This is a genomic window from Klebsiella sp. CN_Kp066, assembly GCF_040065135.1.
In the GTDB taxonomy this organism is placed as follows: domain Bacteria; phylum Pseudomonadota; class Gammaproteobacteria; order Enterobacterales; family Enterobacteriaceae; genus Klebsiella; species Klebsiella oxytoca.
The window spans coordinates 151,496-176,156 of sequence record NZ_JBEAIU010000041.1; the positions used below are offsets into that span (position 1 = coordinate 151,496).

General features: G+C 54.0%; 20 protein-coding genes. 12 read left to right on the forward strand and 8 right to left on the reverse strand.

All coding sequences use genetic code 11. The features are described 5' to 3' along the window. Window positions 1-307: 307 nt before the first annotated feature. The 3 genes from btsT to yjiA all read left to right on the forward strand — a co-directional run bounded on the left by btsT (window position 308) and on the right by yjiA (window position 3,739). Entirely contained in the window at window positions 308-2,458 is a 2,151-nt protein-coding gene (gene btsT, locus ABLV75_RS17350; protein WP_004108575.1) for a pyruvate/proton symporter BtsT, read from the forward strand. A gap of 109 nt (window positions 2,459-2,567) precedes the next feature. Further along, window positions 2,568-2,771 (forward strand): YbdD/YjiX family protein, encoded by a 204-nt coding sequence (locus tag ABLV75_RS17355; RefSeq protein ID WP_004108577.1) that lies wholly within the window; start codon window positions 2,568-2,570, stop codon window positions 2,769-2,771. Window positions 2,772-2,782: 11 nt separating this feature from the next. Further along, window positions 2,783-3,739 (forward strand): GTPase, encoded by a 957-nt coding sequence (gene yjiA, locus ABLV75_RS17360; RefSeq protein ID WP_004108579.1) that lies wholly within the window; start codon window positions 2,783-2,785, stop codon window positions 3,737-3,739. Between the two features lie 170 nt (window positions 3,740-3,909). On the opposite strand, the gene ABLV75_RS17365 is transcribed toward yjiA, so the two are convergent. Both ABLV75_RS17365 and ABLV75_RS17370 read right to left on the reverse strand, forming a co-directional pair. Then, window positions 3,910-5,280 (reverse strand): NAD-dependent succinate-semialdehyde dehydrogenase, encoded by a 1,371-nt coding sequence (locus ABLV75_RS17365; protein WP_004108581.1) that lies wholly within the window; start codon window positions 5,278-5,280, stop codon window positions 3,910-3,912. Window positions 5,281-5,459: 179 nt separating this feature from the next. After that, on the reverse strand, window positions 5,460-6,398 hold the full coding sequence (locus ABLV75_RS17370; protein WP_004108583.1) for an Rpn family recombination-promoting nuclease/putative transposase: 939 nt from the start codon (window positions 6,396-6,398) through the stop codon (window positions 5,460-5,462). 207 nt (window positions 6,399-6,605) lie between these two features. Between ABLV75_RS17370 and ABLV75_RS17375 the strand changes: the two genes are divergently transcribed. Together ABLV75_RS17375 and ABLV75_RS17380 are read left to right on the forward strand one after the other, a co-directional pair. Continuing rightward, window positions 6,606-7,421, forward strand: a complete 816-nt coding sequence (locus ABLV75_RS17375; protein ID WP_004108585.1) for an AraC family transcriptional regulator — start codon at window positions 6,606-6,608, stop codon at window positions 7,419-7,421. A gap of 46 nt (window positions 7,422-7,467) precedes the next feature. Beyond that, window positions 7,468-8,115 (forward strand): LysE family translocator, encoded by a 648-nt coding sequence (locus ABLV75_RS17380; protein ID WP_004108590.1) that lies wholly within the window; start codon window positions 7,468-7,470, stop codon window positions 8,113-8,115. A 10-nt stretch (window positions 8,116-8,125) separates the two neighbouring features. Here ABLV75_RS17380 and ABLV75_RS17385 read toward each other — a convergent pair whose 3' ends face one another. Further along, window positions 8,126-13,339, reverse strand: a complete 5,214-nt coding sequence (locus ABLV75_RS17385) for a RecQ family ATP-dependent DNA helicase (RefSeq protein ID WP_348855051.1) — start codon at window positions 13,337-13,339, stop codon at window positions 8,126-8,128. A gap of 255 nt (window positions 13,340-13,594) precedes the next feature. On the opposite strand from ABLV75_RS17385, the gene ABLV75_RS17390 reads away from it, so the two are divergent. Both ABLV75_RS17390 and mdtM read left to right on the forward strand, forming a co-directional pair. Next, on the forward strand, window positions 13,595-14,884 hold the full coding sequence (locus tag ABLV75_RS17390) for a DUF445 domain-containing protein (protein WP_004108595.1): 1,290 nt from the start codon (window positions 13,595-13,597) through the stop codon (window positions 14,882-14,884). A 214-nt stretch (window positions 14,885-15,098) separates the two neighbouring features. Further along, window positions 15,099-16,343 carry a multidrug efflux MFS transporter MdtM gene (mdtM, locus tag ABLV75_RS17395; RefSeq protein WP_064407093.1) on the forward strand — a complete coding sequence of 415 codons (1,245 nt, stop codon included), beginning with the start codon at window positions 15,099-15,101 and terminating at the stop codon, window positions 16,341-16,343. 9 nt (window positions 16,344-16,352) lie between these two features. Here mdtM and ABLV75_RS17400 read toward each other — a convergent pair whose 3' ends face one another. Further along, a complete protein-coding gene (locus tag ABLV75_RS17400) occupies window positions 16,353-16,979 on the reverse strand; it encodes a ParB/RepB/Spo0J family partition protein (protein ID WP_004108598.1) in 627 nt (208 codons plus the stop codon). Beyond that, window positions 16,979-18,190 carry a DUF3440 domain-containing protein gene (locus ABLV75_RS17405; RefSeq protein ID WP_004108600.1) on the reverse strand — a complete coding sequence of 404 codons (1,212 nt, stop codon included), beginning with the start codon at window positions 18,188-18,190 and terminating at the stop codon, window positions 16,979-16,981. Before ABLV75_RS17405 ends, ABLV75_RS17400 begins: the two co-directional genes overlap by 1 nt. A 372-nt stretch (window positions 18,191-18,562) precedes the next feature. On the opposite strand from ABLV75_RS17405, the gene ABLV75_RS17410 reads away from it, so the two are divergent. The 4 genes from ABLV75_RS17410 (at window position 18,563) to ABLV75_RS17425 (ending at window position 21,063) form a co-directional block, all read left to right on the forward strand. Then, the gene (locus tag ABLV75_RS17410; RefSeq protein WP_004108602.1) at window positions 18,563-18,802 is read left to right on the forward strand and encodes a DUF2164 domain-containing protein; all 240 of its coding nucleotides are present in this window, start codon (window positions 18,563-18,565) and stop codon (window positions 18,800-18,802) included. Between the two features lie 82 nt (window positions 18,803-18,884). Continuing rightward, entirely contained in the window at window positions 18,885-20,036 is a 1,152-nt protein-coding gene (locus ABLV75_RS17415; RefSeq protein ID WP_004108604.1) for a double-cubane-cluster-containing anaerobic reductase, read from the forward strand. A gap of 8 nt (window positions 20,037-20,044) precedes the next feature. Beyond that, entirely contained in the window at window positions 20,045-20,812 is a 768-nt protein-coding gene (gene yjiL / locus ABLV75_RS17420; RefSeq protein ID WP_004108606.1) for a putative 2-hydroxyacyl-CoA dehydratase activator YjiL, read from the forward strand. After that, window positions 20,809-21,063: a DUF3343 domain-containing protein gene (locus ABLV75_RS17425; protein WP_004108608.1), complete on the forward strand. Its 255-nt coding sequence runs from the start codon at window positions 20,809-20,811 to the stop codon at window positions 21,061-21,063. The genes yjiL and ABLV75_RS17425 overlap by 4 nt, the downstream gene beginning before the upstream one ends. A gap of 104 nt (window positions 21,064-21,167) precedes the next feature. On the opposite strand, the gene ABLV75_RS17430 is transcribed toward ABLV75_RS17425, so the two are convergent. From ABLV75_RS17430 to ABLV75_RS17440, 3 genes are read right to left on the reverse strand one after another with little or no spacing between them, the layout of a single operon-like run. After that, entirely contained in the window at window positions 21,168-22,271 is a 1,104-nt protein-coding gene (locus ABLV75_RS17430; RefSeq protein ID WP_004108610.1) for a M20 peptidase aminoacylase family protein, read from the reverse strand. 20 nt (window positions 22,272-22,291) lie between these two features. Continuing rightward, entirely contained in the window at window positions 22,292-22,759 is a 468-nt protein-coding gene (locus ABLV75_RS17435) for a YjiG family protein (protein ID WP_004108612.1), read from the reverse strand. Next, window positions 22,752-23,435, reverse strand: coding sequence for a nucleoside recognition domain-containing protein (locus ABLV75_RS17440; protein WP_004108614.1), 684 nt, complete (start codon window positions 23,433-23,435; stop codon window positions 22,752-22,754). The genes ABLV75_RS17435 and ABLV75_RS17440 overlap by 8 nt, the downstream gene beginning before the upstream one ends. Before the next feature lie 310 nt (window positions 23,436-23,745). Between ABLV75_RS17440 and ABLV75_RS17445 the strand changes: the two genes are divergently transcribed. Further along, entirely contained in the window at window positions 23,746-24,660 is a 915-nt protein-coding gene (locus ABLV75_RS17445) for a LysR substrate-binding domain-containing protein (protein WP_004108616.1), read from the forward strand. The last annotated feature ends 1 nt before the right edge of the window (window position 24,661 follow it).

Consider the following 24,661-nt stretch of genomic DNA (forward strand, 5'->3'; position numbering starts at 1 on the left):
AGTCATTATGAAATGAGAATAATGAATTTGAATTGATATAATCTGCCGCTGGTATGACTCGTGCCACACCACAACTCCCTGTGATCTCAATCACATAATTATCCCCTGTTAACTTCCCTCCCAACCGCTTACCCCGGCAAGTGACCGCTTAACCCCGAATATAACCACTCACAGATTTACCCAACTTTACGCGCGCAAAGTTCTGGCAAGATCGTCTCCAGCATAGCTAATCAATACCTCCACCAACCCTGACTCAAAACTAAACGGCTTCGGCCCATTATTCATCTCATTAACGCCAGGTTTTACTATGGATACTAAAAAGTTATTCAAGCACATACCCTGGGTGATTCTTGGAATCATCGGGGCATTTTGCCTCTCGGTCGTCGCTCTGCGCCGCGGTGAGCACGTCAGTGCGCTGTGGATCGTGGTGGCGTCGGTTTCCGTCTACCTCGTCGCCTACCGTTATTACAGCCTGTACATTGCGCAAAAGGTGATGAAGCTCGATCCTACGCGTTCGACGCCGGCGGTAATTAACAACGATGGCCTGAACTACGTTCCGACCAACCGCTACGTGCTGTTTGGCCACCACTTTGCCGCGATTGCCGGCGCCGGTCCGCTGGTGGGCCCGGTGCTCGCCGCGCAGATGGGCTATCTGCCGGGTACCCTGTGGCTGCTGGCGGGCGTCGTGCTGGCAGGAGCGGTACAGGACTTTATGGTGCTGTTTATCTCCTCGCGTCGTAACGGCGCCTCGCTGGGTGAGATGATCAAGCAGGAGATGGGTCCAGTACCGGGCTCCATCGCGCTGTTCGGCTGCTTCCTGATAATGATCATCATCCTCGCGGTGCTGGCGTTAATCGTGGTTAAAGCGCTGGCGGAAAGCCCATGGGGCGTGTTCACCGTCTGCTCGACCGTGCCAATTGCCCTGTTTATGGGGATCTACATGCGCTTCCTGCGCCCGGGTCGGGTAGGCGAAGTGTCGGTTATCGGCATCGTTCTGCTGGTGGCGTCTATTTACTTCGGCGGCGTGATTGCCCACGACCCTTACTGGGGCCCGGCGCTGACCTTTAAAGACACCACTATTACCTTTACCCTGATTGGCTACGCATTTATCTCGGCTCTGCTGCCGGTATGGTTGATTCTGGCGCCGCGCGACTACCTGGCGACCTTCCTGAAAATCGGCGTAATCGTTGGCCTGGCGCTGGGTATCGTGATCCTTAACCCGGACCTGAAAATGCCGGCGGTGACCCAGTACATTGATGGTACCGGTCCGCTGTGGAAAGGCGCGCTGTTCCCGTTCCTGTTTATCACTATTGCCTGCGGCGCGGTCTCCGGCTTCCACGCCCTGATCGCTTCCGGCACCACGCCGAAGCTGCTGGCTAACGAAACCGACGCCCGTTTTATCGGCTACGGCGCGATGCTGATGGAGTCCTTCGTGGCGGTAATGGCGCTGGTGGCGGCATCAATTATCGAACCGGGTCTCTACTTCGCGATGAACACCCCGCCGGCGGGTCTGGGCATCACCATGCCGAACCTGCACGAAATGGGCGGTGAAAACGCCGCGCTGATTGCCGCCCAACTGAGGGATGTCACCGCTCACGCGGCAGCGACCGTCAGCTCCTGGGGCTTCGTGATCTCTCCTGAACAAATCCTGCAAACCGCGAAAGATATCGGCGAACCGTCGGTCCTGAACCGCGCAGGCGGCGCGCCGACGCTGGCCGTGGGTATCGCTCACGTGTTCCACAAAATCATCCCGATGGCGGATATGGGCTTCTGGTACCACTTCGGTATTCTGTTTGAAGCGCTGTTTATCCTCACCGCACTGGATGCCGGTACCCGCGCAGGCCGCTTTATGCTGCAGGACCTGCTGGGCAACTTTGTACCGTTCCTCAAGAAAACCGACTCGCTGGTAGCAGGCATTATCGGTACTGCGGGCTGCGTTGGTCTGTGGGGCTACCTGCTGTATCAGGGCGTGGTCGACCCGCTGGGCGGCGTGAAGAGCCTGTGGCCGCTGTTCGGCATCTCTAACCAGATGCTGGCCGCCGTGGCGCTGGTGCTCGGTACCGTGGTGCTGGTCAAAATGCAGCGCACCAAATATATCTGGGTCACCGTGATCCCGGCTGCATGGCTGCTGCTGTGCACCACCTGGGCGTTGGGTCTGAAACTGTTTAGCACCAACCCGCAGATGGAAGGCTTCTTCTTCATGGCTCAGCAGTACAAAGAGAAGATCGCTTCCGGCGGCGAACTGACCGCGCAGCAGATTGCCAATATGAACCATATCGTGGTGAATAACTACACCAACGCCGGTCTGAGCATTCTGTTCCTTGTCGTGGTCTACAGCATCATTTTCTACGGCATCAAAACCTGGCTCAACGTACGCAACAATAAAGTGCGTACCGACAAAGAGACACCGTACGTGCCGGTACCGGAAGGCGGCGTGAAGACCTCTTCACATCACTAACCCCTAATGCCGGATGGCGCTACGCTTACCCGGCCTACACAAGCGAATGTTTGTAGGCCGGATAAGGCGCTAGCCGCCATCCGGCTTTATTCGTTCTCTGGAAAGCATAATGTTTGGTAACTTAGGTCAGGCAAAAAAATATCTCGGTCAGGCAGCGAAAATGCTGATTGGCATTCCGGATTACGATAATTACGTCGAGCATATGCAGACCAATCATCCGGACCAGCCGTACATGACCTATGATGAATTCTTTCGCGAACGCCAGCAGGCCCGCTACGGCGGCGACGGCAAAGGCGGCGTGCGCTGCTGCTAATGGAGGCAAATATGGCACCGATTGCAGTTACCCTATTAACCGGTTTTCTTGGCGCCGGTAAAACCACTCTACTGCGCCATATCCTGAACGAACGGCACGGCTTTAAAATTGCCGTTATCGAAAACGAATTTGGCGAAGTCGCCGTCGATGACCAGCTTATCGGCGACCGCGCGACGCAGATTAAAACCCTGACCAACGGCTGTATCTGCTGTACCCGCTCCAACGAACTGGAAGACGCTCTGCTCGATCTTCTCGACAGCCGCGATCGCGGAGAAATTGATTTTGACCGACTGGTGATTGAGTGTACCGGCATGGCCGATCCCGGCCCGATTATTCAGACCTTCTTCTCTCATGATGTACTGTGCGAACGTTACCTGCTGGATGGGGTGATTGCGCTGGTTGATGCGGCACATGCTGACCAGCAGATGAACCAGTTCACCATTGCCCAGTCGCAGGTGGGGTACGCCGATCGTATCCTGCTCACCAAAACCGACGTGGCGGGCGACAGCGACAAGCTCCGCGAGCGGCTGACGCGCATCAACGTCCGCGCGCCCATTTACCGCGTCATCCACGGCGATATCGACCTGAATCTGCTGTTTAACACCAGCGGTTTTATGCTGGAGGAGAACGTGGTTAGCAGCAAACCGCGCTTCCACTTTATGGCCGACAAGCAGAACGACGTATCGTCAATCGTAGTGGAGCTGGATTATCCGGTAGATATCAGCGAAGTCTCCAGGGTGATGGAAAATCTGCTGCTCACTTTTGCCGAACAGCTGATGCGCTATAAAGGGATGCTGTGGATCGACGGCGAACCGAATCGCCTGCTGTTTCAGGGCGTTCAGCGCCTCTACAGCGCCGACTGGGACCGACCATGGGGCGATGAGCGGCCGCACAGTACCCTCGTCTTTATCGGCATCAATCTACCGGAAAAAGAAATTCGCGCGGCGTTTGCCAGCTTGCGCAAATAGCCGCATGGACGGTTCCCTCTCCCCTTGGGGGAGAGGGTCAGGATGAGCGAAGGAGGCGCAAAATTACCCTTCCCCTCCCTCTTCCTGAGGAAGAAACCCTCGCCAATCGATGTCTTCCGGGAGGGCCATTAGTCCTGTGGGGGAGTCAGAGCATCTGCGCGCTCGGTTGCTTAGCGGCGAACCACCACCAGCTTCTGATTCACAAACTCTTTAATCCCAAGATCGGAAAGCTCGCGGCCGAACCCGGAGCGCTTAACGCCGCCAAACGGCAGCTCCGGCGCGGTATCGGTTAACCAGTTGATATAGACCATCCCGGTTTCAATCCGCGAAGCCATGCGTTTCGCCCTGTCGATATCCTGGCTGAACACGGCTCCGCCGAGGCCGTAATGCGAATCGTTGGCCAGCTTCACCGCCTCATCGTCATCTTTCACCACGTAGATTTGCGCGACCGGACCGAAGAACTCTTCAAAATAAGCCGGATTATCGCGGGTAATGCCGGTCAGTATGGTGGGCTCGAAAAAGCTGCCTTCTCGCTGCGCAGGTTTGCCGCCCAGATGCAGTTTCGCGCCATTTTTCACCGCCTCGTCCACCTGTTTGGTCAACGTTTCCAGCGCGTCCTTTGAGGAGAGCGGGCCCAGCGTGGTACTTTCGTCCAGCGGATCGCCAATTTTCACCTCGCGGAAGGCTTGCGTAAACTGGCTGAGGAAAGCGTCGGCAATTTTTTCATGCAGGATAAAACGTTTCGCCGCGGTGCACACCTGCCCGGCATTATTGAGCCGCGCCTGCACGCCGGTCTTCACCGCTTTCTCCAGATCGGCATCGTCGAGAACGACAAATACATCGTTGCCGCCCAGTTCAAGCGTCGCTTTCTTAATGTGTTTAGCCGCCTGCGCCGCTACCACGCCACCGGCTTTTTCCGAGCCGGTCAGGGCCGCACCCTGTACGCGATCGTCGGCGATAATCTTCGCTACCTGATCCTGAGAAATGAACAGGTTAGTCCATGCGCCCTCTGGCGCGCCGGCCTCACGAACCAGCTGAGCGAAGGTTTCCGCACAGTGCGGGACGATGCTGGCATGTTTGGCGATCACCGGGTTTCCTGCCGCCAGATTCGGCGCCAGCACGCGCATCAGCTGATAATAAGGGAAGTTCCACGGCTCTACCGCCATCAGTACGCCGATGGGATGGTGTTCGACCCAGGCTTCACCCAGTTCTGACGGATATTTTACCGGCGCCAGAAACTGTTTTGCGTTATCGGCGTAGTAGCGGGCAATTTGCGCGCACAGTTTGACCTCACCGCGGCTTTGCTCGATAAGCTTACCCATCTCCTGGCTGGCGATTTTGGCCAGCTCTTCAACCCGGCTGTCGATCAGGTCCGCCAGCTTGTGCAGGATCGGTAGCCGTTGGTCAATATTTCCCTTGGCCCACTGCGAATGATAAAGCGCATCCGCCTTTTGCAGCGCCGCTTCCACGTCAGCATCGCTGTGTGCCGGATACGCTTTGATAAGCTGATTATTGGCAGGATTCACCGTCTGATAAGCCATATCGCATGTCTCCTTGTTATCGCTGTTAACGCAGTCATAAATACCGCACAGGTTATTAAGGGTAGTCGAGATAGCTGAGGATGCGCTCCGGATCAGGTAGATACGGAATTTTCCAGGAATGAAATGGTGAACGCCTGGAGGGCTAAACGGCTCCAGCTGCCCCCCGGCGCATCAGGGGCCTAATGATGCCTGACCGCAAGCGCCGCCTCCGGCAAACCGGTAATTCTTAGCACCGTCTCCAACGCCATACCTTCGGCGAGCATCGTTTGGGCGATACGCAGCGCTTCGGCGCGCTGCCCCTCTTCAACCCCCTCCAGACGACCTTTCTCAAGGCCTTCCCGCTTCCCCTGCCTGCGCCCTACTTCACGTAACCTTTCGGCGATAGTCATTAGCTTCTCCTTGTGCTGCGGTACCCGCTGGGCCACTTCGCGGATGAACTTACCTAACCGAAGCGCTTTGCCCGAGTGAATCAGATAATTAAACAGCGTTTTCAGCTGCCTGTCATTAGCGTATCCATTAAGCAAAATGGCCGTCAGATGCTCCACAATACCCAGCAGATCGCGCTGACGAATATGTTTTTGCATCAGCTCCAGCAGGGCGACTCTTCGATGCTGCACAATTTCGTCATCAGGTACGACGGTAATATCCACCAGCGGAAATGGTCCGGTATAAAGCTGTTTTGCCAGGGCTGGGTCGGCGAACATGTCGAGCCAGGATAACGACCAGGGGTATGGCGTGGCGACGCCATGATAAAACAGTATCGGGATCACCAGCGGCAGCGTTTTATGCCCGTTATCCAGATGGCGCTGCATCGCGGCAATAGCATAACGCATGAGTCTGAAGGCCATAAACGCATCCGGGGAGCTTTGATGTTCGATGACCACATAGATATAGCCTTCTCCCGCGGCAGTTTTCAGCGCCCACAGAACATCGGAGTAGTATGCCCGCAGGTTCTCTTCAATAAAGCTACCGGACGCAAGCGTTAACGTATCCAGGTCGCACATTTTTCGTAGCGCTGGCGGCAGATGGATATCAAGGAAGTCCCGCGCGGTGTCAGCATGACGTAGAAACTGTTTGAATACCGCATCGTGCGGCGTGGACGTAGTCCCCTTTTCCATGGCTATCCGCCTGCGTAAGAAATCCTGCCGCCACTCTACTGCGCCCTGTTTCTTACCACACGCCCTGCTGTTGGTCTTTACGAGCCGCGACGAAAGCTATTTTTCTTCGGCTGCAAGCAAAACATTTTTGTCCAACGCGACTCGCAGTTTTCCCACCGGCTGATGGCATGTTATAAACAGCTATTCCCTTCAGCTCAGGAGCCAGCCGTGAGCCATACGCGCGACATTCAGCAAACTTTCTGGCGTGACGAACAGCTTCCCTGGCTGGAGCTGCGCAGCACATGGCTTAGCCGCCAGGCCTATAAACGGCATCGTCATCCGCAGCTCTCCATTGGGGCGATTATCGAGGGGGAAACGCGCTGTATCTGCAGCGGGCAGGAGTATCTGCTGCGCCCTGGCGACCTGATTATTATCCCCGCACAGGCACCCCACAGCTGTAATCCGCGCGACGGCCAGCCGCGCAGCTACCATATGCTCTATCTCGAGCTAAGCTGGTGCTGGCAACAGCTGACAGACGGTGTGCATCAGGCAAGGTTGATCACATCATCGCCCGTCATTCGCGATGCCGGGCTCTTTGCGCAGTATCTGCAGATCGTGGAGCAGATGAGGCAGCAGCAGACCATGCAGCTCCCTGCAAGCGTCGCTCGTCTGGTTCATACTCTACCGCTGCGCCCGCATGCGCCTCAGGCGCTAAGCGAGACCAGCGCCCGTCTTTTCACCCGCCTGGCAACCGATCTGCAGGCTCCGCCGACGCTGGATAGCCTCGCCGACGAGTTTGCTCTACGTAAAGAGACGCTGATCCGCACCTTCAAGCAGGAGACCGGCCTGACGCCCGCCAGTTTTATCAATATCGCGCGTATTGAATTCGCTAAAACGCGCCTGCGCGCAGGGGATAATATTGCCGATGTGGGCTACCAGGCCGGGTTTGCCGATCAGAGTCACTTTCATAAAACCTTTGTCAGCTATACCGCCGCCACGCCGCGCCAGTATGCGCAGTCCCGATCAATAACAGACAATAATTAGCGTTCACGCTGGCGTAGGGTGACCTCAGGTTACTACTGAGGTTGCTATGGACATACTCGCTACGCTCTTTCCTTCCGCCTTCCCCGCGCTGGCGCTTTCTCATTTTGTCGCCCTGCTAAGCCCCGGGCCGGATTTTTTTCTGCTGGTGGGCTACGCCATCCGCTATCGCCTGCGCGGCAGCGTCGGCCTGTGTATCGGCATTGCCGCCGGAAACGGTCTGTATATTATTCTGGCGGTAATCGGCTGGGGGATCCTGCGCCACGCGCCGCTACTGTTTACGGTGATTGAGCTGCTGGGCGCGGCGTATTTACTGTGGATTGGCAGCCTGCTGCTAAGAAGCCGTCCGACCACGCTGGCGCTGGATGGCGCCTCGGCTTCGCGCCCGTCGCTGGTGAAACAGCTTTTTCTCGGGCTGGGTTCTTCGCTGCTCAATCCGAAAAACGCCCTGTTCTACCTCGCGCTGATGACCTCCCTGTTGGGACCGAACGTCACGCTGGTGCAGCAGGCCGTCAGCGGGGCATGGATGACCAGCGTGGTGTTGATATGGGATCTGTTGCTGGTTACGCTGATTGCGCTACCGTCGGTGCAGCGCCGCCTTTCCGCCGTCGTCTGGCGAGTCGAGCGCACGGCCGGCGCCATACTGATGGCTTTTGGCGGCTGGATTGTCTGGCAATTTTTGCACGAGGCCGTGTAAGTATTCTGCTTCAAGTAATATTGTCATAAGCGGCTTCTTCACGGGTTTCAACCAATAATATCGGTACATACCAATTGTCCACTTTCACCGCAACTTGATAATCCTCTGCTGTTAGTGTTTTGCTGCGCTGTAGCATGGCAAGCACTTCAATTTTGCGGATCCCGGAAAGAGAAAATTGCCACTGGCTCTTTCCGGCACTTGAAAGCTGCGCAATTGCCGATTGATTAGCATTCACCTTGATGGTATTCCCGACAGAGACCAGTTGGACGCTATCCCCAACCTGCATATCGGTAAGTAACGAATGAATGGGATGACCAGCCGGATGTCCACCTGCAAAACTGATATAGAGCTGGCGCAATCCGATGATCGAGAAACGACGTAAGATCCCAGGCGCAACGGCTTGTGCAGCAGTATGGCTGATGACCGCTGGATCTAACTGTTCGATATAGGGATTTGGCGCACGATCATCATGCATAATAACAAGTCGGGATATCGCTCGCGTCATGCCAACATAAAAGAGCCTTCGTTCTTCTTCGTTATTTTCAGGTTGCAGAGAGTGCGAACTACGCCAACCTCCATCTAATATAATGACATGCTCAAACTCTTCACCTTTTACGCCATGTACGGTGCTCAGCAAAACCCCCAGGCCAAAGCGAACCTGGCTGTGCTGGGCATGTAAATATTCCAGTATGAAATGTTCAAAATAAGCGGCAGGTAATGGCTCGCCTCCCTGGCTTAGCTCCCATTGCTCAATTAATTCATAAATAATATCGTGCCAACGGTTCGCCTGGTCTCGCCCCGGTAGTTGCTGACACAGCTCTGCTGGCGTCAGCGACTCGAGCGCTCTTTCTCGTAGCCATAGCAGATAATTGGCGATCTCCCGACAGTGGCGAATGGGGAAACCATAATCTTTCTCCAGCGCAAAGCGGCAAGGAATACCTGCATCCGCAAGGGCTGAACGGACCCAAATAAGCTCCTTTTTGTCGAGCCCATTGCGTGCAATAACCGCAATTTTCTCAAGAGGGCATTCCGGCTGCAGCCGTTGAATATACTGAATTTGGCGCACGACTTCTGCCGCCTGCTGAGCCGCGCCGGTACAATGCTGGATAACAACTTTGCCTTCCGAAGGTTCAAGTGCGCTCCACTCTCCGCCTGGCGGAAGCATCTGGCGAGCGCGATCGATTACGATCGGATGCTCGCATTTCATTCTCCCCTGATTATGACTGATAAGATAATTTGAACATGCAATAATATTGGCCGTAGAGCGGTAATTCCACGTTAAAAAATGAGTACGGGCGGAGTAATCGCTTTCAAACAAACGAATAAATCGCACGCTGGCATCACGGAAACCATAAATAGATTGATCGTCATCACCCACCGCCATGAGATTAAGACGAGCATCATCTTCACTTTCATTTTTACCTGCCAGCGCGGCAATCAGCTGATACTGTGGCTCATCAATATCCTGATATTCATCCACTAGTAAATACTCAAGCCCGCCGAGGAGGTATTCACGTTGTTCTTCAACTTCTAACCCGAGCTGCGTTTCATCGCCTTTGAGTAAAGCTATTGCTTTCCAGAGCAGGTTATCAAAATCGATTTCGTCATTATCTTTCCGCTCAATCTGGTATCCCGTAAGGCTCAATGCTAATCCGTGGAAGGTTTGTACCATTATGCTGGCGCCATCTTTACCAAGCAACGACTTCAATCTGCGTCTTAAGGAAATCGCTGCGTTACGGTTATAGCAGAGCAACAGGATTTTACGCGGGTCGACCTGCTTCACGCGTAAAAGATAGGCGCATCGATGGATAATAACTTTACTTTTCCCTGAGCCTGGTCCGGCAAGAACTAACGTATTTTGTTCAAGGCTCGCCTGCACAATTTGCTCCTGATCGGGATTATGCAAATTTTCAACAATGCGTTTCCATGAGCTTTCGCTGGTTGCCAGATCGAGAATTTTTCGCCGCCCTTTAAAATAAAGTGGAACAAATGACTCGGCATCCATAGCAAAGTAATCCTGTACGAGCCGTTGGGCATAGTTAGGTTTTTCAAGACCAAGCCTGGCGTATTCATTCATCACATGGATCTGAAGCGTCTTTTGCTGATAATGGAGAGCCAGTGGTTCATAATCAGCTTTGACATACCGTTGCGATTTTTCAGCCTGCAATTTCAAGCTCATCGCTGTCCGGAAAACAGCCAGCCCATTTTGCAGCACAATGGCATGTTGTTCATGAAGATAAAGTAGAGCACGTTCTGCACCAGCCATCAGCCACTGCTGCTCATCCCCCCCCTGTCTCTGTTGGATCATTGGAATAATATCAACATCTTTTCTTAAATAATCGATAACCTGTTCCAGTGAGAAAGAAAGCATCACTTTTTTGATACTGCTTTCATCACTATCCAATGCCAATTGATAAATAAAATTCAGTACGGAGCTTGTCACACGATGACGTTGTAAAATGGCTCTTTCGATATATGCCCAGTCACGATACATAATAATCTGGTAGCTGTTCCTTGTACCATAACGAAAATCAATAAGCCCTTTATGACCGTTTGCTCGAGCATCCTGAGACCAGCTAAATAATATATTTTGTAGTAACGTGGTATTACTTCTATCATAGCCTTGCTGAATAATCTCTTGATTCATAACCGCAATCTGGAGAGGCCATGGCATCCCCAGTTCAATATCAGGATGAGCTTCGCGCAGCAGCCCTAACATGGCGATTTCAATATTGTGAATTAACTCAGTTGTGATCCTCGCATTATCTTTCCCTTTGGGGCGCATACGTACGGTCAGCAGCATTCCCCTGGTGACCAGGCCAACATCAGCCATCTGTGTCAATACGCGCATAACATCTTTTGCTTCAATTCCTGACGTATTATTTTCTTTATGCGGAAGAAATTGGGCAACCTCATCAGCAATGCTGTCGGCACTAAGTCCGTCATCGTCATTAGCATTTAATAGCGCCTGTAAAACAGCATTCCAGAGAACCATCGCCGCAGGATTCAAGTGCAGCGCTGCCATCTTACTTTGCGCTTCTTCCAGAGAAGAAAAGGCCACTTTTCCCTGAAAAACCTGAGTTATATTATCAAGTCGCTCCACATAACCAACACGTTCCAGCCACGCTATCCCCGTTTTAACTTTAGTATCCGCATTGTTATCATCGATAGAGAAACTGGTTTTAACCATAGGATGATTAATTAGCTCAATACTTGTGGCAACGACTTCATTATTTTCATTAACTTTCTTTTTGATTCCCTTAAATATTGCATAAATATCTTTAAAGCTTACTTCACTAATAGCCTGAAGGCGAAACTGTTTTTCAATGTCCTGCTCATCAAATAATAGCACACAATGCGCGTCCAGCGTATCCCGCCCAGCACGCCCTGCCTCCTGGAGATAATTTTCCAGAGAACCGGGGATCTCCGCATGTATTACTAAACGTACATTTTCTTTGTCTATTCCCATGCCAAAGGCATTAGTAGCACAAATAACTCGATAACGGTTAGCAATAAACCCTTCAAGGATTTCTTTCTTTTCACTATTTTCAAGCCGGGCATAAAAACGAGCAACCGGTAAAGGTTGCTGTTGGGTCAACACATCGCTGATTTCATCTACCGAACGGCGGGTCGCGCAATAGATAATGCATGCACCTTCATCATCATTAGAAAAAAATTTATCGAGCAAATTCAAAATCTGACTAATTTTGCTCAAGCCATTACTTGCAATGATTTCATAGTGAAGATTAATTCTTTCTACTCCCTCTGAAAAACGAGCTAATGGGTGCGATAATTTTTTGTCAAAATACCGACAAATATCATTAATCACATCCAACTTCGCCGTTGCGGTATAGCAAAATACCGGAGGAATCTGCACAGACTGCTCCTGCGCCAAAGATTCAATAACCTTGCCACAATACAGATAGTCAGGACGAAAATCATGGCCCCACTTTGATAAACAGTGAGCCTCATCAAAAACCCATCCACTAATCTGACGTTGCTTGATAGCTTGTTTTACCGCGCGGTTACGTAATTGCTCAGGAGAGAGGTAAAGAATCGCAATATCCCCCTTACGGACCTGCTCAAGAATAGCGCCGCGCTCAGGTAAAGTTAGCATCCCTGAAATGGCCTCAACGCCTTTAATACCTGCCTTATGACGTAAATTATCCACTTGATCTTTCATAAGCGCTTGTAAAGGCGAAATAACAATGGTTAAAGAACCATTTCGCAAATTCCTGACAATCGCAGGAAGTTGATAACATAAAGACTTCCCTCCGCTAGTCGGTAATATCCCAAGCAGTGAACGACTAGCTAATCCGTACTCAACGATATTGCGCTGTAACGGCGAGCCATCAGGAAGTTTACGAAAATCGTTCAGCTCGAAAATTTTCTGTAAATGCCGACGAGCATCATGGTTTTCACAGCAGTAGCGGCAAGTTTCAGACTGGCATTTTTGCTCACGCAATTCGCGGATGATATCAGCGGTGACGGGAAAACGGCGCCATATCCAGGGCGGTAAAACAGAATTCCCTCCCGATACGGGGAGCCAGGCACAGGCAAAAGCCAATGGTAGTAAGCGCAAAGGCTGTTTAAGAGCATCGCCAATAACCCGATTAAGCTGGTTAGGGCATGCTTTATTCTGAGCAACCGATTTAACTAGCGTAGGTAAAACTACGGCGGATATGGACGCCTGACCCGTCAGTGCGGAAAAAATGCTGGCCATCCCACGTGTACTGAAATGGCTGGCAACGCCGTGCTCAAAAAGATACTGATATAGCTGCAACTGAGCCAGCGGCTTTTCTTGCAGCGCACATATTTGCTCGGTGAATACCTGAAGCGATAATTTAGCGTCATTCACTGGATCGTTAATGCTATCTCTTACCAGTTTATAGTCTTTAATCAGCCGATGGTATGGATTTGCGGGAAAAGCTAGCGGTGATAAATAAAGGGTATCAATGATTGGTTTATCTAATAATATTTGAGCACGTACGCGTTGTTTGGCAATCCAGGGTAAATCATGATCCAGTATGTTATGACCGAGGATTAAATCTGCATCGCCTGCCATTTCATCCAATTGATGAATCGCTTCATCCTGATTTATCTTCAAACTCAACGTGCGTTCCGCCAGCACGGCCCCCATATGCCTTAACTTTTCATCACGCGTAAGCTCTAAATCGAAAGACAGAATTTTATTAAAATCAACAGAATGTTTATCCGTTTTCATCAAATATAGCACCAGGAAATTTCAGGAATGATTTTGATACACATTGAAATATAAAACGTATTTAATTTCCTATTGAATCACTAATTTCTGGTGAAATCCAGACGGTTAAATTGCTATACCGTCATTTCATATCATCAATGGTGCTCACGATGCCCACTCTTAGCTAGCTAAGCGCCACGGGAAATAAGTCTCAGGCAAATAAAGTCCCTCCCCTCCCGCTCAATCAGTTTTTGCACGAGTTCGCCGTCAGGCTATATGCTTAGACCTATGGAAAAACTCGCTGAACTGAAACGCGCCAAGCTGCTGGCGCTCTCGCTGCTGCTGATTGCAGTCGCCATTTTTATCACTACCCTTGTGCTGCCGCCGACGCCATGGGTCGGTGCGCTAAAGGCTATTTCCGAAGCGGCGATGGTGGGCGCGCTGGCGGACTGGTTCGCAGTGGTCGCGCTGTTTCGCCGCATTCCCCTGCCGTTCGTGTCGCGACATACGGCAATTATCCCGCGTAATAAAGACCGAATTGCCGACAATCTCGGCTATTTCGTGCAGGAAAAATTTCTCGATACGCCCTCGCTGGTCGCGCTGATCCGCCGCTACGAACCGGCGCTGATGCTCGGCAACTGGTTCAGCCAGCCGGAAAACGCGCGTCGGGTCGGCCAGCATCTGCTGCAGGTGATGAGCGGCTTTCTGGAGCTTACCGACGACGCGCGCATTCAGCGCCTGCTGCGTCGGGCGGTGCATAAAGCGATTGATAAGGTCGATTTAACCCAAACCAGCGCCATGATGCTGGAAGGATTGACGCGCGATAACCGCCATCAGAAACTGCTGGATTCGCTGATTAGCCAGCTGATCGCCCTGCTCCAGCGCGACAGCTCGCGGGCGTTTATTGCCCGCGGTATCGTGCACTGGCTGGAGACCGAGCATCCGCTTAAAGCCAGGCTACTGCCTACCGAATGGCTGGGCGAGCACAGCGCTGAAATGGTTACCGATGCGGTTAACACGCTGCTCGACGAAGTCAGTCAGGATCGCGCTCATCAGATCCGCCAGGCCTTCGATCGCGCGGCGCTCAAGCTGATCGATAACCTGAAGTCCGATCCGCAGATGGCGGAAAAAGCGGACAGTATCAAAGCGTATCTGAAAAATGATGAGACGTTTAACCGCTATCTGGGCGAAGTGTGGGCCGACCTGCGCGGTTGGGTCAAAAACGACGTCAATAGCGAGGATTCACGTATTAAACAGCGCATTGCCGAAGCCGGGCAGTGGTTTGGCGAAACGCTGCTCCACGATGAGGCGCTGCGCGAATCGCTGAACGAACATCTCGAGCAGGCGGCGCACCGGGTGGCACCGGAGTTTGCCACCTTCCTGACGCGCCATATCAGCGATACGGTCAAAAGCTGGGATTCCCGCGATATGTCGCGGCAAATCGAACTGAATATCGGGAAGGATCTGCAGTTTATCCGTATTAACGGCACGCTGGTTGGCGGCACCATCGGTCTGCTGCTGTGGCTGTTTTCACAAATTCCGTCGCTGCTGCATTTACATATTTAATTCAACTTTTTGTTTTAAAAGTATTTCTTCCATAAATATATTTTAACCACTAAAAAAGCAGGGATTTTTAAGTTGATCCTAAATTTATTGCAGTGTGAAGTGCTGAAACAGCGGGCACCGGCTAAGCGCGTACCGCTGTTTTAACACGCAAGCTCAGGATAGATTCGCCCCCTTTCCGATCGTCGTTGCGTAGAGACTCAACAAGGAGCCCACCATGTTGCAATGGATGACCCGTTTTTTTGCCCGCCATTCCGCCACGCTGTTCTTCCCGGCGGCGCTGATCCTGTATGACTTTGCCGCCTATCTGACCACCGACCTTATTCAACCGGGGATTATCCACGTTGTGCGCGATTTTGACGCCGACGTGGCGCTGGCTCCCGCCTCAGTCAGTCTGTATATGGCCGGCGGCATGGCGCTACAGTGGCTGCTCGGGCCGCTCTCCGATCGTATCGGCCGCCGTCCGGTGCTGCTCACCGGCGCGCTGATCTTTACCCTGGCCTGCGTAGCGACCCTGTTCACCACCTCAATGGAGCAGTTCCTCGCGGCGCGCTTTGTTCAGGGCACCAGCATCTGCTTTATCGCCACGGTCGGCTACGTCACCGTGCAGGAGGCATTCGGCCAGACAAAAGCCATTAAGCTGATGGCGATTATTACCTCGATCGTGCTGATCGCGCCGATCATTGGTCCGCTTTCCGGCGCCGCGTTGATGCATTTCGTGCACTGGAAGGTGCTGTTCGGGATCATTGCGGCGATGGGGTTTATTGCCTGGCTGGGTCTGCTGCTGAACATGCCGGAAACCGTCCGGCGCGGCGACGTTCCCTTCAGCGCCAGCGGCGTACTGCGCGATTTTCGCAATGTCTTCCGCAACCGCATTTTCCTGTTCGGCGCCGCCACGCTCTCGCTCAGCTATATACCGCTAATGAGCTGGGTTGCGGTCTCGCCGGTTATCCTGATTGACGACGGCGGACTGACCACCGCCGAGTTTGCCTGGACCCAGGTACCGGTCTTCAGCGCAGTGATTATTGCCAACCTGTCGGTTGCGCGCTGGGTCAAAGACCCTACCCGCCCGCGCTTTATCTGGCGCGCGGTGCCCATCCAGATGACCGGGCTGGCGATCCTGATCCTCGGCAACCTGCTGTGGCCGCACGTCTGGCTGTGGTCGGTGATCGGCACCTGCTTTTACGCTTTCGGCATTGGCCTGATCTTCCCGACGCTGTTCCGCTTTACCCTGTTTTCCAACGATCTGCCAAAGGGCACCGTTTCCGCGTCGCTGAATATCGTGATCCTCAGCGTCAGCGCACTTTCTATCGAAGCGGCGCGCTGGCTGTGGTTTAACGGCGGCAGGCTGCCGTTCCATCTGCTGGGGGTAACGGCAGGGATCGCGGCCGCGTGCTGTCTGGCGGGGCTGTTAAGCCGGATACGCCAGCGTCCCGAAGCCATGCTGGCACAGCAGGAGTAGCGAAAGGCGCTACTCCACGGTCCAGGCTTCGCTGAAGCTCTCGTCGGCGAACAGCTCCGTCAGGCCGCTGATCTGTTTCAGACGCAGCACCTCATCAGCATCCATACCGAGCTCTTCGCCGATGCGCCGATCGTCCCAGCCCTGACGATGTAAATCGCGGACGATATCGGACATCGCCGCGATCTGGTGTTTACCCCTGGCGCGATTATGGCGAATAGTGGCGGCGATACGCTCTTTCTGCCCCTCGCGCTCAGCATTGATAAGCGTCACCGGGAGATAACCATGCAGACGCCGGCTCAGCTCCGGGCGGCTCTTCCCAATCAGGTGGCGATGAAAACCATCCACCACCAGGTGCCGTCGCTGCTGGCGAGCCACCACTACCGGTTGGGTAAAACCATCCAGTTCGATAGACCGTTCCAGAAGCTTTTTTTCCACCGTCGCCATCACGTTCGGATTGTAGTCATTCGCCTCAACCGTTTTGGCTTCAACCCACAGCACGCAGTCCACCGGCTCGCGGCAGAACGGGCTGTGCTGGTGGATCAGGCTCTTCAGCTCGTTAATCGCTTTGATTTTCAGGTCAACATCGTCAAACGACTCGAGATATTCAATCACTGTCTTAGCCACATCCGGTGACATCAGAGCGTCCTCCACTCTTTACGTTTGTTACTCATCAGTCGACAGTAGCGCTCATAGTGCTTAGGCTGCGTCGGGCTGAACGACAGCATCCGGCACCAGAAATCGTTTTTCAGCAGCGTCTTACAGATGCGGCGCCATGAAGGGATATCGCGATAGCCGAGATCTTTTTCCTGCTCATCGGGGATATCGTCGGGAAACCCGCGGGTCTGGTACCAGTGCAGATAAATAGCGATTTTATTACGGTAATGCTCGGCGGTTTTTTCCGGCATGCTGTCGAGCAGAAAGAGCGCGTACTCGCGCCAGCTAAAATGCGCCGGTTTGCGGATTTTGGTCTTCAGCGCAAAGTAGTCGCCGCTGGCGTTGGCATAAATCGCACCGCTGTGCGCGCCGCATACGCGTCGGCACATCCGCTCCCAGGTCTCCGGCTCAAGAATGTGATACAGCCACAGCCCGCGCCGCTGCTCGGGGCCGAAGGGTTCGCAGACGCGCATATTTTTTAGCGGCACCCCGGCGCGATGCATCAGGTCATAAAGCGGGTTGTAGGGGAGCCGTGATTTATGATTAAAGATCCAGATGTCGCGGGTCCGCCAGTCATAAAGGGGATAGCAGGTATAGCTGAATCCCTCCGGCGAGGCGGTCGTCCACGGCTTATCTTCCTCAAAGCGCAGTTTGGTCTGCGAGGTAAGCGCCATGTAGCGATGCAGCGACTCGTCGGTGCGGATGCCGATAAGCGAAGCAAGACTTCTCCCCGCGGCCAGCCAGTGGGAAAAGGCCGGAATAAACGCTTCAAAGGTCATTTCCGGCTGATAAAAAGGAAAAAAACCGGCATCGGTGATGGCATCCTCGGGCGGCTGCCTGACCCATTCAACCCCGGCCCGCCAGGCGACCCATTCAGGCTCATGCTGCGATACGCCGCTCACCGTCGTCATCGGCAGCGCCACCCAATAGAAGCGGCTCACTACATCCTGATAGCGCTCTTTCATATTTTGCACGTGCTGGATGGTTAATAAATACTGCGCCTCCCAGTCCACGAACAGCACCGCAAATTTTTTCCCTTTTTTACGCGCAACGGCTGCCGCCAGATGAAATAATACCGTTGAATCTTTACCGCCGGAAAAAGATAAACAGACCTGCTCGAAGGTATCAAATACCCAATCCAGGCGCATCAGAGCAGCGTCAAAAACATTCATATCCAGTTTTACGCGTTTCATCCTTCACCCCTGATAAATGAATCGCCGTCAGAATGTACTTATAGAAAAAATCCGTAAGCCAGATAACCTGAAAACAGGTCTATAGATTATTCATCCAGATACCGCATGCTGAAAAAAGGCGAGCGCAACTAAATGTTATTCACACCATGAAAAACATGTTATCTCATTTAAATTCATGAAGTTATGAGAATCGCTCTTATTGTCTTCATTTTAACGAGAATACTGTGATCTCAGTCACAATTAGCTCCTGAGCGATTTAATCAACCTCCTTCGTTATGGCCAAAAACATCACGCCATATCACAACTGACTCCCCGCGATCGGATATAATCAGCAGCCCTGTTTAACCGTAACAATATTGATTAAGGAACGCTATGAGCGATATAGATCTCAGCCCGCCGCAACGCGATCTGCTACGCGAAAAGCTGTATAAATACTGCCAGGAGAATTTTGAACTGGAACTGGAGCAATTTGACGCGGAATTTTTTGTCGACTTTATCGCGAAAGAGCTGGGTCCAATGTTTTATAACGCCGGGATTGATGCGGCCATCGCCACCCACCTTGCATGGAGCGATCGAATTCAGGAAGAGATGGATCTGAAAAAAGTCTATTAGCGGAAGATCAATAAATACCCATACAAAATGTGGCTATAATGCGACCTCTTTCATCATCTCCCGTGTACGGGGAAGGAAAACCATGTCGCTTATCACCGATCTACCCGCCATTTTTGACCACTTCTCTTCAGCCCGCCAGCAGGGTTTCCTCACGGTCATGGAGCTTAAAGAGCAAAATATTCCGCTGGTTGGCACCTACTGCACCTTTATGCCGCAGGAGATCCCGTTGGCCGCGGGCGCGGTGGTGGTGTCGCTGTGTTCCACCTCCGACGAGACGATTGAAGAGGCCGAAAAGGATCTGCCGCGCAACCTCTGTCCGCTGATAAAAAGCAGCTACGGTTTTGGCAAGACCGACAAATGCCCCTACTTCTACTTTTCCGACCTCGTGGTGGGCGAAACCACCTGCGATGGCAAAAAGAAAATGTATGAATACATGGCTGAATTCAAAGCCGTACATGTGATGCAGCTGCCGAACAGCGCCAGCGATGATGCCTCGCGAGCGCTGTGGAAAGCGGAAATCCTGCGCCTGCAAAAGGCGGTGGAAGATCGCTTTGGTACGCCGATCACCGAAGCCGCCCTGCGCGACGCGATTATCCTCAAGAACCGCGAAAGGCGGGCGCTGGCGAACTTTTATCGCGTCGGCCAGCTCAATCCGCCCGCGCTCAGCGGTAGCGATATTTTAAAAGTGGTCTACGGTGCGACCTTTCGCTTCGATAAAGCGGCGCTAATCGATGAACTCAACGGCATGGCCGATCGGGTGCGTCTGCAGTGGCAAGAGGGGAAACGGCTGGAGGCGCGGCCGCGTATTCTGATCACCGGCTGCCCAATCGGCGGGGCGGCGGAAAAAGTGGTGAAGGCCATTGAAGACAACGGCGGCTGGGTGGTCGGTTTTGAAAACTGCACCGGCGCGAAAGCCACCGAGCGCTGCGTGGAGGAGACTGGCGACGTTTACGACGCCCTGACCGATAAGTATCTCGCTATCGGCTGCTCCTGCATCTCGCCGAACGACCAGCGCCTGGATCTGCTCAGCCAGATGGTGGACGAGTATCAGGCAGACGGCGTGGTGGATGTTATTTTGCAGGCCTGCCATACCTATGCGGTGGAATCGCTGGCGATAAAACGCCACGTGCGCCAGCAGCACAACATCCCCTACATCGCCATTGAGACCGACTATTCGACGGCGGATATCGGTCAGCTCAGCACCCGCGTGGCGGCCTTCATTGAGATGCTTTAGGAGCGCGCGTGACAGTTACCGTAGGGATTGATTCCGGATCGACCGCCACCAAAGGCATCCTGCTCGACGACGGCGTGATTCAGCGCCGCTTTCTCTGCCCGACGCCGTTTCGCCCCGCCGACGCCATCGTTGAGGCGTGGGAAACGCTCCGCGCTGGGCTAAGCGAGCCCCCCTTTTTAACCTTAACCGGCTACGGACGCCAGCTGGTGGATTTCGCCGATAAGCAGGTCACCGAGATCTCGTGCCACGGACTCGGCGCACGCCTGCTGGCCCCGCAGACTCGCACGGTCATCGATATCGGCGGCCAGGACAGTAAGGTTATCCAGCTGGACGAGGCGGGTAATCTGACTGATTTCCTGATGAATGATAAATGCGCGGCGGGCACCGGGCGCTTCCTGGAGGTGATTTCGCGTACGCTGGGGGCCAGCGTCGAGCAGCTCGACAGCATCACCGATGGTATTGAGCCCCATGCGATTACCAGCATGTGTACGGTATTTGCCGAATCGGAGGTCATTAGCCTGCGTTCGGCCGGGGTGCCGCCGGAGGCGATCCTCGCCGGGGTGATCAACGCCATGGCCCGACGCAGCGCCAATTTTATCGGCCGTCTGTCGGCACAGGGCCCGCTGCTGTTTACCGGCGGCGTCAGCCACTGCGCGTCCTTCGCGCGGAGGCTGGAGGGGCACGTGGGTATGGAGGTACAGACGCATCCCGACGCACAGTTTGCCGGGGCGATCGGCGCGGCGCTGATCGGTTTACGTCAGAGGAGCCGCCGGTGACGGAATATCTGTTTTTATTTCACTCAACGGTGGGGGTGGTGCGAATGCGCAAAGCCCTGCAGGCGGCGGGCATGACCTTCCGGGTGAAGGACATTCCGCGCCAGCTGCGCGGCGGCTGCGGGCTTTGCATCTATCTGAGCTGTGAGCCGGGCGAAGAGCAGAGGTGGATTCTCCCCGGCCAGACGGAAGCTCTGTTTCGCGTGGCCGGGGATGATTATCAGCTGCTGGCTCAGTTTCCGCAGCAGGCGTAACCAGGGCGTGAATCATCGCCCGGCGGCGTACAGCGAGCGCAATCACCGTTTGTATGCCGGGTACCGCCCGGCGTGAAACGAGCGCAAGGTCGGGATTTATCCTCTCATCCCAGCAGCTGGCGAATGCAGGATTTAAACACCCGCACGCCATCCGCCAGCGCGGCGCGATCGAAGTGCATCTCCGGATGATGCAGCCCCGGCAGCAGGTCGCAGCCCAGCCCCCAGAACCCGCCCTTCACCTGTGGACGCAGGCGCAGGTAGTGGAAAAAGTCCTCGCTGCCCGGCGTACTCTTCGCTGCCGTTAAGCCGGCTTCGCCAAACGTTTCCCGAATCGCCTGGCTGACGATAGCCGTGGCCTGTTCATCGATAATCGCGGCAGGCATCTCCTTGACGATCTGGATATCGACGGTGGCGCCGTAAGCGGCCGCGCTACTCTCTATCGCCCGTACCACCCGCTCTTTCAGCATCGCCATACCGTCATTTTCCGCGCTACGCAGATCCCAGCACACGTGCGCTTTCGCCGGCACCGAGTTGGTTACCCCCGCATCGCACAGGAAGCGAGTCGCTTTTGCGCTCCAGGTCAGCGAAGGCGCCAGATGAATGCCGTTTACCGCCTGCACCGCGTGCGACGCGGCATCCAGCGCGTTAACGCCCAGATGAGGCCGGGCGGCATGCGCGGCTTTGCCGTGAAAGTCGGCCATCACCGTCGCCGAGGCGGAGTAGTACATCGCCGGCGCCGCCTTGCCCTTCGGACACTCCTCCAGCGGCCTGAGGTGGAAGCCGAACAGCATCTCCACGTCGTCCAGCACACCCGCTTCCGTCAGCGCGATCGCCCCTGTACCCAGCTCTTCGGCAGGCTGAAAGAGTATTTTCAGCTTCCCGCGTTTTACCAGCCCCTCGGCGAGGATCTCTTCCGCGGCGGTCAACACCACCGAAGAGTGCCCGTCATGGCCACAGGTATGGCGAGCCTCCAGGCGGCCATCAATCATATGGCCCAGCGCATCCATATCCGCCCGCAGCGCCACGACCGGCCCCGGCTTACCGCTATCCAGCAGCGCAACAATGCCGGTGGTACCGCCGACGTTGCGCTGCACCTGAAACCCCGCGGCTTCTAATGCATCGCCGATGTATGCCGACGTTTTGTACTCCTCAAAGCCCAGTTCAGGAATTTGGTGCAGATAATTGAAATGCTCTAAAGTTCGCGACACGTTTGACTCCTTGCCTTCTATTATGCAATCACGCGCATGACCAGCATGGCGATGACGGCATTGATAATGCTCACCGCCATCAGCAGCGGCCAATATTTTTTCGGGACATCCGCCACGCCGAGCAGGCGCCCCATGTACTGAAGCTGCGACCCCATAAGGAAAATCGCCGGGATCAGAATCGTGATATCCGCCACGTTGAGGGTGCCTTTGCTCAACAGACTCACCGCCACGCCGGTTCCCGCCGAGGCGGAAAGCCAGGAGGTCAGCAGCACGGTAATCGCTTCGCCCGGCAGGCCGAACAGGCCCATCAGCGGCGCGCAGACGTGGCCGATTATCTGCATCACGCCGAGCAAATTCAGCATCTCGGCGATCACGTAAGCCATTAATACATTCGGCATCAGATTGTTGATGGCGATATTAAATCCTTTACGCGCGCCGATAACGAAAATATCGAACGGGTTACTGGAGACTTTTGCCGAATTATTCATTTTCAAAATCGCCTTTATAAGCAGTATTCAGTACCAGACGGGTGATTGCCGCACCGACAAATTTCAGCACAAACATTAATAGCAGCGGAATAATGATAGGAATGGTTAACGAAGCGAAAAGCGCTGAACCAATCGAGAAATAGTTATTTATCAGACCGGCGCCGGAATATTGCCAGGCCCCCATAATGACCAGATCCTTACGATTTATTTTCTTGCTGTCATACAGCTCTTTGGTTAGCGCAGCACCAGCATCGGTACTCTGTAAATCGGTAATCAGCGCCAGTCCGGTATAACCCGGGATCCCGAGCAGCGGGCGAAGCAGCGGGGTCAGCAGCTTATGCGCCGCGCGGATCGCGCCGTAGTGAGTAAATATCTCCAGCAGCCCCAGCGCCAGCATCACCGTCGGCACCAGCGACAGGGCAAACAGGAAGCCTGCCTTGGCGCTGATGCCGCCGCTGCCGATAAAGGTGTTGGTTTCCGGCGTTTTCATGGTGCCGAACGCGCCGCCGAGAGTGGTAAAGTCAAATGCCCCCAGCCAGGCCATCCCCTCCACTTTAAACAGCAGCCCGGAGAAAACTAATAATACGATGACCAGTGAAATCCAGGCCCCGGGCCCAACTTTCCACTCATTTGTCGTTTCGTCGGAGGAACATTCCAACGTTTTATTTTCACTCATACCCTGTCCTCACATAATGAAATGTTAGTGCGATTGTTTGCAATTTGAAATTATGTCAATTTATTGTTATTCAAATTTATTATTTCGGCTGATAAGCTTTTCCATATTCCCTCAGTCAGTACCATCACGATTTCTTATTCTTCGACTTCCTGAGCCTCGCAAACTTAATAGCAAGCCGGGAATAAGCGATGAGATTTTTCCTCCCTGCCAGTTTTTGTCCGAATTACGATTATCTATAACTCGTCGGGATGATAAATACCTGTGAAAGGGTGTTATTGTTGACCTGAGGTCAACAAAGGAGTGAGAAACGATGTTGCATGAGAGGCCTATGAGCTATCTGTATGAAGTCGGGATTCAGGGAGGCATTCGCCGGGCCGCCGATATGCTGGGGATTAATCCGTCAGTCATCAGCCGCCAGATAGCGCAGCTGGAACGGGCGCTGGAGCTACCTCTGCTGGAGCGGCAGGGACGAAACGTGGTGCTCACCGAAGCAGGGCGTCTGCTGGCGGAGGACTACTACGAAAGCCGTCAGCGCCGGGAAAAGCTGGAAAGTCACCTGAAGGATTTACGCCATATGCGCGGCGGGACAATTTCAGTGAGGATTGGCGGCGGGCTGGTCACGACCTTTATTGAATCAGTGATGAGCACCTTTTCTCAGTCCTGGCCTAACGTGTTCGTGGATATTATTGTCGGCAGCATGCAGGAGATGCTCAACGATATCGCCAGCGGCGAAGCGGATATGGCGGTCGCCTTCGGCCCCATCGGCAACCCTGAGCTTAAACGCCACAGCTTTCAGTGGGGCCCCATCTGCGCGGTGGTCTCTCCTGAGCATCCCATCGCTGCCCTGCCCGCCGTCACTATCGATGAGCTCACACACTATCGCCTGATCGCGCTCACCGACAGCTTTGGCCTGCAGCGCCATATGAACGCCATGTTTAAAACTGCAGGACGGCAGTTTCACCCGGCCTATCGCTGCAACCTCTTTTCGACCGCCATGAGCCTGAGCCAGGCGGGATTAGGCGTCTCTTTTATGACCGCATACGCCGCCCGGGAGGCGATCGCCCACGGTATTCTGCGGGCGGTTCCTATCGACCATCCTATTGCCAGCAGCGCCCAGTGCCATCTGCTACGCAACTCCGATCGCCGCTTTTCACCGGCGGCGCATCATATGTGGCGGCTGTTGCATAACGCTTTTCGCGATGCGCAGCGGGCGCTGGCGGCCTGAG